The organism is Blastococcus sp. SYSU D00669, assembly GCF_054050715.1.
Genome location: NZ_JBJGZV010000025.1, coordinates 75,587 through 84,615 on the forward strand (window position 1 = coordinate 75,587; position 9,029 = coordinate 84,615).

Consider the following 9,029-nt stretch of genomic DNA (forward strand, 5'->3'; position numbering starts at 1 on the left):
GCACGGGAAGCGTCGTGCCCCGCGGGTAGCGTCAGGAACCGTGACGTCGCTGTTCGACCCCGCGCCGGACGAGGACGGCGCGCCCGCGGTCGACCCCGGGGCGCCGCTGGCCGTGCGCATGCGGCCGCGCTCGCTCGACGAGGTGGTGGGCCAGCAGCACCTGCTCGGGCCCCGGTCCCCGCTGCGGAGGCTGGTCGAGGCCGACGAGCCCATGTCACTGGTCCTCTACGGCCCGCCCGGCACCGGCAAGACCACCCTCGCCCACGTCATCTCGCTGGCCACCAAGCGCCAGTTCGTGCAGCTGTCCGCGCTCGACTCCGGCGTCAAGGAGGTCCGCGCGGTCATCACCGCCGCCAAGCGCGAGCTCACCTACGCCGGCCGGCGCACCGTGCTCTTCATCGACGAGGTGCACCGGTTCTCCAAGACCCAGCAGGACTCGCTGCTGGCCGCCGTCGAGGACCGCATCGTCAGCCTCATCGCCGCGACCACCGAGAACCCCTTCTTCTCCGTGGTCAGCCCGCTGCTGTCGCGCTCCCTGGTCCTCGCCCTGCAGCCGCTGGAGGACGACGACGTCCGCACCCTGCTGCGCCGGGCGCTGACCAGCGACCGCGGCCTCGACGGCGCGGTGACGCTGAGCGAGGAGGCCGAGGAGCACCTGGTCCGCATCGCCGGTGGCGACGGGCGCAAGGCGCTCACCGCGCTGGAGTCCGGCGCCGGCGCCGCGCTGCAGGCCGGGGCCACCGAGGTCGACCTGCCGACCCTGGAGACGGCGGTGGCGCAGGCCGCCGTCCGCTACGACCGGCAGGGCGACCAGCACTACGACGTGGCCAGCGCGCTGATCAAGTCGATCCGCGGCTCCGACGTCGACGCCGCGCTGCACTACCTGGCCCGCATGGTCGAGGCGGGGGAGGACCCCCGGTTCATCGCCCGGCGGCTGGTCATCAGCGCCAGCGAGGACGTCGGCATGGCCGACCCCACCGCGCTGCAGACGGCGGTGGCCGCGGCCGAGGCGGTCGCCTTCATCGGCATGCCCGAGGGCCACTTCCCGCTCGCGCACGCCGTCGTCCACCTCGCCACCGCCCCCAAGTCCAACGCGATCACGGTGGCGATCGGCGAGTCGGTGGCCGACGTCCGGGCCGGGCGGGCCGGACCGGTGCCGCCGGGGCTGCGCGACGCCCACTACGCCGGGGCGAAGAAGCTGGGCCACGGGAAGACCTACCGCTACCCGCACGACGCGCCGGACGGGATCGTCGCCCAGCAGTACCCGCCCGACGCGCTCGTCGGCCGCGACTACTACCGGCCCACCAGCAGGGGAGCCGAGGCCGGCATCGCCGCGCGGCTGGCCAAGTTGCGGGCGATCGTGCGCCGGACCCGCTGACGCCCGGGCACGTCCCGAACGGGCCACCGGGCCCGCGACTACTGTGACCACACGCCGGGCCCGTCGTCCGCCCGGCACCGTCGCGACGACAGGGGAGACCGCGTGTCCGCAGGAGAGTGGGCCGGACTCATCGCAGCCCTCGCACTGGTGCTGCTGGTGCTGCTGCTGGCCATCCCGCTGCTCAAGCTGGGCCGGGTGCTCGACGAGACGACGCTGACCATCCGGCAGACCCGGGAGCAGGCAGCGCCGATCCTCGCGCAGGCCAACACGACGGTGGCGCACGTCAACAGCAACCTCGAGCGGGTGGACGACATCACCGGCAACGCCGCCAACGTGTCCAGCAACGTCGCGGCGCTGTCCAGCGTCGTCGCCGCCACCCTGGGCAGCCCGCTGATCAAGGTGGCCGCGTTCAGCTACGGCGTCCGCAGCGCCGCCCGCAAGAAGCGCGAGGGCCAGGCGATCGCCGAGGCCGCGCGCCGCGACCGCGACGCGCGCCGCCTGCGCCGCGCCACCCGGCGGGCCGCCTGATGCGCCGCCTGTTCTGGCTGGCCATGGGCATCACGATCGGCGCCCTCGTCGTCCGCAAGCTCTCCGCCGCGGCGGAGAGGATGACCCCGGCCGGCATCCTCGGCTCGCTCGCCGACGGCCTGCGCGAGCTGGCCGACGCGATCGGCGACTTCGGCGCCGACGTGCGCGCCGCCGCCGCCGAGCGCGAGGCCGAGCTGCGGTCCGGCACCGGCCTCGACGCCCCGCTGCCGACCCGCGACCAGCTCGCCCTGCCCGGCCGGCACGCCGCCGACAACCGACCCTGACGACCCGGGGCCGGTCGGGACCCGCCCCGTCCGGCCCGCCCGAACTGAAGTAGAGACGAATGCAGACCGCCGAGATCCGCCGCCGCTTCCTCGAGCACTTCGCGGAACGCGGCCACACCGTCGTGCCCAGCGCCTCGCTGGTGTCGCCCGACCCGTCGCTGCTGTTCACCGTCGCCGGCATGGTGCCGTTCATCCCGTACCTGACCGGCCGCGAGCCCGCGCCCTACCCGCGGGCCACCAGCGTGCAGAAGTGCGTGCGCACCCTCGACATCGAGGAGGTGGGCAAGACCACCCGCCACGGCACGTTCTTCCAGATGAACGGCAACTTCTCCTTCGGCGACTACTTCAAGGAAGGGGCCATCCAGCACGCCTGGGACCTGATCACCGGGTCCGTCGCCGACGGCAAGCTCGGGTTCGACCCCGACAAGATCTGGGTCACCGTCTACCTCGACGACGACGAGGCCGCCGACGCCTGGAAGCGGATCGCCGGCCTGCCCGACGAGCGGATCCAGCGCCGCGGCCTCAAGGACAACTACTGGCACACCGGCCAGCCCGGCCCGGGCGGCCCGTGCAGCGAGATCTACTTCGACCGCGGGCCCGAGCACGGCCAGGACGGCGGTCCGGTGGTCGACGAGGACCGGTTCCTCGAGATCTGGAACCTCGTCTTCATGCAGTACCAGCTCGACGACGTGCGGTCGAAGGAGGACTTCCGCATCGTCGGCGACCTGCCGAAGAAGAACATCGACACCGGCATGGGCCTGGAGCGGGTGGCCTACCTGCTCCAGGGGGTCAACAACCTCTACGAGATCGACGAGGTCTCCCCGGTCCTGCGCCGCGCGGCCGAGCTGGCGAACGTCACCTACGGCAAGGACCACGAGGACGACGTCCGGCTCCGGGTGGTCGCCGACCACGTGCGCAGCGGGCTCATGCTCATCGGCGACGGCGTCACGCCCGGCAACGAGGGCCGCGGCTACATCCTGCGCCGGCTGCTGCGCCGCGCCGTCCGCTCGATGAAGCTGCTCGGCGTCGACGAGGCCACCCTGCCCGAGCTGCTGCCGGTCTCGCGCGACGCGATGAGCCCGAGCTACCCCGAGCTGGCCGCCGACTTCGCCCGGATCTCCGCGGTCGCCTACGCCGAGGAGGAGGCGTTCCGGCGCACCCTCACGTCCGGGACGACGATCTTCGGCACCGCCGTCGACGAGGCCAGGAAGGCCGGCGCGGCCGGGCTGACCGGCGAGCAGGCGTTCACCCTGCACGACACCTACGGCTTCCCGATCGACCTCACCCTCGAGATGGCCGCCGAGCAGGGCGTGAGCGTCGACGAGGAGGGCTTCCGCGGGCTGATGCAGCAGCAGCGCGACCGCGCCCGCGCCGACGCCCGCGCGAAGAAGACCGGCTCGGTCGACGTCCTGGCCTACCGGCGGCTGCTCGCCGACCACGGCCCGACCGACTGGCAGGCCTACTCGACGCTGCGCACCGACTCCCGCGTGCTCGGGGTCGTGTCCGACCTCGAGGAGGACGGCGCCGAGACCGCCGCCGGGACCGGCGAGATCACCCGGGTCGTGCTCGACCGCACGCCGTTCTACGCCGAGTCCGGCGGCCAGGTCGCCGACGCCGGCGAGCTCGTCTGGGACGGCGGCCGCGCCGAGGTGCTCGACGTGCAGCGGCCGGTCAAGGGCCTGGTCGCCCACCAGGTGCGCATCCTCGAGGGTGAGCTGCGCGCCGGCACCGAGCTCGTCGCCGAGGTCGACCGCGAGTGGCGGCTGTCGGCCTGCCAGGCGCACTCGGGCACCCACGTCGTGCACGCCGCGCTGCGGCAGGTGCTCGGCCCGCAGGCGCTGCAGTCGGGCTCGTACAACCGCCCCGGCTACCTGCGGCTGGACTTCGCCTGGCAGGGCGCGCTCACCGGGCAGCAGCGGCACGACATCGAGGACGTCGCCAACGCCGCCGTCCGCGCCGACCACCAGGTGACCGCCACCTACATGTCGCTGCCCGAGGCGCAGGCGATCGGCGCGCTCGCCCTGTTCGGCGAGACCTACGGCGAGCAGGTGCGCGTCGTCGAGATCGGCGGCCCCTGGTCGCGGGAGCTCTGCGGTGGCACGCACGTCCGCGGCAGCGCGCAGATCGGCACGCTGGCCCTGACCGGCGAGTCCTCCGTCGGCTCGGGCGCCCGCCGCGTCGAGGCGGTCGTCGGGCTCGAGGGCTTCCGCTACCTCGCGCGCGAGCGCGACCTGGTCCGCCAGCTCGGCGAGCTGCTCAAGACCCCCACCGACGGCATCGTCGAGCGGGTCGGCGGCATGCTCGCCCGGCTGCGCGACGTCGACCGGGAGCTGGCCGACCTGCGCGCGCAGCAGACCCTCGCCCAGGCCGGCACGCTGGCGCAGTCGGCAACCGACGTCGGCGGGATCGCCCTGGTCACCGGCGCCCCCGAGGGGCTGGCCGGCGGCGACCTGCGGGCGCTGGCGCTCGACGTCCGCGGCCGGCTCGGCGCCGACCGGCCGGCCGCCGTCCTGCTCGCCTCGGCGGCGGGTGGCAAGGTGGCCCTGGTGGCGGCGCTCAGCCCGGCCGCCGTCGACCGCGGGCTGTCGGCCGGCGACCTGATCAAGGCCGCGGCCGTGCCGGTCGGCGGTCGCGGCGGCGGCAAGCCCGACGTCGCCCAGGGCGGCGGCACCGATCCCGCCGGGATCCCTGCAGCGCTCAAGGCCGGAGAAGAGGCGGTCGCGGCCGCCGTCGGGAGGTAGAGATGACGGAGTACAACCCGGAGGACACCGGCCCGGTCGGCGAGCGCAAGCGCCGGCTGCCCGCCGTCCCGCCCGCTCGTCCCCGCACCTCGCCGGGGCAGCCGCAGTACCACCCGACCACCGAGATCGACCTGACGCGCGGGTTCCCGCCGGTCTCGAACGAGACCGCGGAGATCGACCTGTCCCGCGGCCTCCCGGGTGGGCTGACCGTGCCGCCCCGGCCGGCGCGCCGCGGCCGGGTGCTGGGGATCGACGTCGGCACGGTCCGGGTCGGCGTCGCGCTGTCCGACGCCACCGGCACGCTCGCCAGCCCGCTCGAGACGGTCAAGCGGGCCGAGGACGGGTCCGATCTCGACCGGATCGCCGCCCTGGTCGCGGAACACGAGGTGACAGAGGTGGTCGTGGGAGAGCCGAGGCACCTGTCGGGTGCGTCGGGCGCCTCGGCCGAGGACGCCGCGACCTACTCTCGGGCCCTGGCCGACCGCATCGGCTCCGTGCCGCTGCACCACGTCGACGAAAGGCTCTCCACCGTGACCGCCGCCAACTCCCTCCGGGAAGCCGGCCGTGACAGCCGGGCCCAGCGCTCGGTGATCGACCAGGCCGCCGCCGTGGTGATCCTCCAGCACTTCCTCGATTCACGGAGGTCTTCCTCGTGAACGAGCCGGGCGCGCCGCGTCCGCGCGGGCGGCACGCCTCGCCCGACGAGCCCGCGAGCAGCGTCCCGGCCCCCTGGCCCCCGCCCCTGACCGCCGGGTCCGCGCCCGGCTCCGGCGCCCGGCCGCAGGACCCGTCCCGGGAGTCCGAGCGCTGGGACGACGACACGGCCGCCGTCGCCCCCGTCCGGCAGCCGCGGCGGGCCGACCGCCTGGCCGGCGCGTCGACCGGCGGCGTGCGCCGGGTCTCCGGGCTGCTCGACCGCGACGACGACGAGACCGGCCCGGTCCCCGTCGAGTGGCGGCACCGCGGCGGCGACCCCGACGGCTCCGAGGCGGGGTCCCGGCGGGACGACGCCCCGGCCGGCTGGGGCCGGCACGGCGCCGACGACACCGGCCGGCACCCCTCCGCCCCCCTGCCGCCACCGCCGCCCGGCGCCTGGGCGAAGCTCGGCCGCCGGCGCGACGGCGACGACGACGCCACCCAGGCGCAGCCCGTGCTGCCCGGGCTCCCGGGTGAGCCGGTGGACGACGCGACCGACACGCACGACGCCGTCCCCGCCGAGTGGGAGGAGCAGACCGGCGGCCTGGAGGTCATCGGCGCGCACGTCGACGAGGGGTCGCGGCGCGGCCGCCGGCGCCGCCGCGCGCCCGAGCCGGCCGACCTGCACCACGACGAGCACGACCTGCACGACGACGAGCACGACCTGCACGACGAGCACGACCTGCACGACGAGGACGACCACCACGACGACGACATCCCGTTCGTCTCCGACGACGAGCCCCGCCGCCGGCGCCGCAAGCGCCGCCGGCCGCTCGCCGTCCTGATCGCCCTCGTCGTCCTCGCCGCCCTGGGCGCCGGCATCTTCTTCGGCGGCCAGAAGCTGCTCGGGCTGTTCGTCTCCGAGGACTACACCGGCACCGGCACCGGCAGCGTGGACGTCCGCGTGGAGAACGGCGACACGCTCAGCGACATCGGCCGCACGCTGGTCGCCGCCGACGTCATCGCCTCGGTCGGGCCGTTCGTCGACGCCGCCGAGGCCGAGCCCGCCGCCATGGGCATCACGGCCGGCGTCTACCGGATGCGGCTGCAGATGAGCGGCGCGGCCGCGCTGGACCTGCTGCTCGACCCGAACTCGCGGCTGGTCTCCCGCGTCACCCTGCCCGAGGGGCTGCGGGCCGGCACCGTGCTGCAGCGCGCGGCGGAGGCGACCGGCATCCCGCTGGCCGACTTCGAGGCCGCCGCCGCCGACCCGGCCGCCCTGGGCCTGCCCGCCTACGCCAACGGGCTGCTCGAGGGCTGGCTGTTCCCGGCGACCTACGACGTCGAGCCCGGGGACACCGCCGCCGACGTGCTCTCCGGCATGGTCACCCGCACCACGCAGCTGCTCGACGAGCTCGGGGTGCCCGAGGACCAGCGGCTGACCGTGCTCACCAAGGCCAGCCTCGTGCAGGCCGAGGCGGCCACGGCCGAGGACATGGCCCGGGTGGCCCGGGTCATCGAGAACCGGCTGTACGCCGGCATGCCGCTGCAGTTCGACACCACGGTGAACTACGCGACCGGCAAGACCGGCATCACCACCACGGCCGAGGACCGCGCCAACCCCTCGCCGTACAACACCTACCTGCACGCCGGGCTGCCGCCGGGGCCGATCGACAACCCGGGCGAGCAGGCGGTCCGCGCCGTCCTGGCCCCGGCCGACGGCAACTGGCTGTTCTTCGTCGTCGTCAACCCCGACACCGGCGAGACCCGGTTCGCGGCGACGGCCGAGGAGCACGCCGCCAACGTGGCGCTGTTCCAGCAGTGGCTGCGGGAGAACCCCGGGGGATGACGGCCGGAGCGACCGGCCGGCCGGACGGCGCCCCGTGAGGGCCGCGGTCATCGGCCGGCCGGTCAGCCACTCGCTGTCGCCGCTGCTGCACCGGGCGGCGTACGCCGCGCTGGGGCTGACCGACTGGACCTACGACGCGCTCGACCTGGGCGCGGAGGACGTCCCGACGCTGCTGGCCGGCCTCGGCGAGGAGTGGCGCGGCTTCTCGGTGACGATGCCGTGCAAGCAGGCCGCCGCCGAGGCCGCCGACGTCGTCGAGCCGCTGCCGCGGCTGCTGCGCGCGGCCAACACCCTGGTCCGCACCGGGCAGGGCTGGCGCGCGGAGAACACCGACGTGACCGGCGTCGGCATGGCGCTGCAGCTCGGCGGCGTGGAGTCGGTGGCGCACGCGGCGATCATCGGCGCCGGTGGCACCGCGGTCGCGGCCGCCGTCGCGCTCGCCTCGCTGGGCGCCGAGCAGGTCGACGTCGCCGTCCGCGAGCCGGCGCGCGCCGCCGACCTCGCCCGCGTCCTCGGCACCCTCGGGGTCACCGCGAAGGTCACCCCGCTGGCCGGCAGCGTGGTCGACGCCCCGGTGGTCGTCAGCACCGTGCCGATCGGCGCGCAGCCCGCGCTGCTGGGCCTCGGCTGGCACACCCGGCAGACCGTCCTCGACGTCCTGTACGCGCCGTGGCCGACCCCCCTGGCGCAGCGCGTCGAGGAGGCCGGCGGCACCGTCATCGGCGGCCTCGAGGTGCTGTTCTGGCAGGCCACCGCCCAGGTCGAGCTCATGACCGGGCACCCGGCGCCGATCGCGGAGATGCGCGCCGCGCTCGACACCCGCTGACCGTGGTGCTCGCCCTCGCGACGGTCGCGGGCGTGACCGCCGGTCCGTGGCTGGCGCTGACCGCGGCCCGGCTGGCCGCCCGCGACCGTGCCGCCCGCCCGTCCGCCGCTGCCGTCGTCCTCACCGCGCTGCTCGCCGGTGCGCTGCTGCCCGGCGCGGTGCTGCTCACCGGCGCCCGCCCGGCGACCGCGGCGTTCGCCTGGGCGGCCGGTGCCGGGCTCGTGCTGGCCGGCACCGACCTCGCCGCGCACCGGCTGCCCGACGTCGTCACGCTCCCGGCGTACGCCGTCTGCGGCGCCGCCCTCGTCGCCGACGCCGCCCTGCTCGGCACGTGGCCCGCGCTGCTGCGGGCGGCCGTAGCCGCGGCGGCCGCCTTCGGGCTGGCCGCGCTCGGCGCGGCCGTCTCCCCGGAGGGGCTCGGCTTCGGGGACGTCAAGCTGCTGGGCCTGCTCGGCCTGCTGCTCGGCTGGGTCGGCTGGGGCGTGCTGCTCGCCGGGGTCTTCGCCGGCCTGCTCGTCGGCGCCGTGGTGTCGCTGCTCCTGCTGGCGCTGCGGCGGGTGGGCTGGCGCACCGCGCTGCCGTTCGGCCCGCCGCTGCTCGTCGGCGCGGTGCTCGCCCTCGCCGCCGCGGGACCGGTGCCCCTGCCATGAGCCGGGCGCCCCGGCCGCCAATGGCAGAATGCCGCCCATGTTGCGCTGGCTGACCGCCGGTGAGTCGCACGGCCAGCAGCTCACCGCCATCCTCGAGGGCCTCCCGGCCGGGGTCGAGGTCCGGACGACGGACCTCG

8 protein-coding genes are annotated in these 9,029 nt (G+C 75.8%); all 8 read left to right on the forward strand.

The genetic code is table 11. The annotated features are described in order from the left end of the window. The first annotated feature begins 40 nt into the window (after positions 1–40). Positions 41–1,378, forward strand: coding sequence for a replication-associated recombination protein A (locus ACI8AF_RS17895; RefSeq protein ID WP_456541087.1), 1,338 nt, complete (start codon positions 41–43; stop codon positions 1,376–1,378). 102 nt (positions 1,379–1,480) lie between these two features. Next, on the forward strand, positions 1,481–1,906 hold the full coding sequence (locus ACI8AF_RS17900) for a DUF948 domain-containing protein (protein ID WP_456541088.1): 426 nt from the start codon (positions 1,481–1,483) through the stop codon (positions 1,904–1,906). Further along, on the forward strand, positions 1,906–2,190 hold the full coding sequence (locus ACI8AF_RS17905) for a hypothetical protein (RefSeq protein WP_456541089.1): 285 nt from the start codon (positions 1,906–1,908) through the stop codon (positions 2,188–2,190). The genes ACI8AF_RS17900 and ACI8AF_RS17905 overlap by 1 nt, the downstream gene beginning before the upstream one ends. A 59-nt stretch (positions 2,191–2,249) precedes the next feature. Further along, entirely contained in the window at positions 2,250–4,931 is a 2,682-nt protein-coding gene (gene alaS / locus ACI8AF_RS17910; RefSeq protein WP_456541090.1) for an alanine--tRNA ligase, read from the forward strand. Positions 4,932–4,933: 2 nt separating this feature from the next. Beyond that, the gene (gene ruvX / locus ACI8AF_RS17915) at positions 4,934–5,587 is read left to right on the forward strand and encodes a Holliday junction resolvase RuvX (RefSeq protein ID WP_456541091.1); all 654 of its coding nucleotides are present in this window, start codon (positions 4,934–4,936) and stop codon (positions 5,585–5,587) included. Beyond that, positions 5,584–7,416: an endolytic transglycosylase MltG gene (gene mltG / locus ACI8AF_RS17920; protein WP_456541092.1), complete on the forward strand. Its 1,833-nt coding sequence runs from the start codon at positions 5,584–5,586 to the stop codon at positions 7,414–7,416. The genes ruvX and mltG overlap by 4 nt, the downstream gene beginning before the upstream one ends. A gap of 34 nt (positions 7,417–7,450) precedes the next feature. Then, on the forward strand, positions 7,451–8,242 hold the full coding sequence (locus ACI8AF_RS17925) for a shikimate dehydrogenase (RefSeq protein ID WP_456541093.1): 792 nt from the start codon (positions 7,451–7,453) through the stop codon (positions 8,240–8,242). 32 nt (positions 8,243–8,274) lie between these two features. Further along, complete coding sequence (locus ACI8AF_RS17930; RefSeq protein WP_456541094.1) at positions 8,275–8,892, forward strand: prepilin peptidase; 618 nt, start codon at positions 8,275–8,277, stop codon at positions 8,890–8,892. Positions 8,893–9,029: the final 137 nt, after the last annotated feature.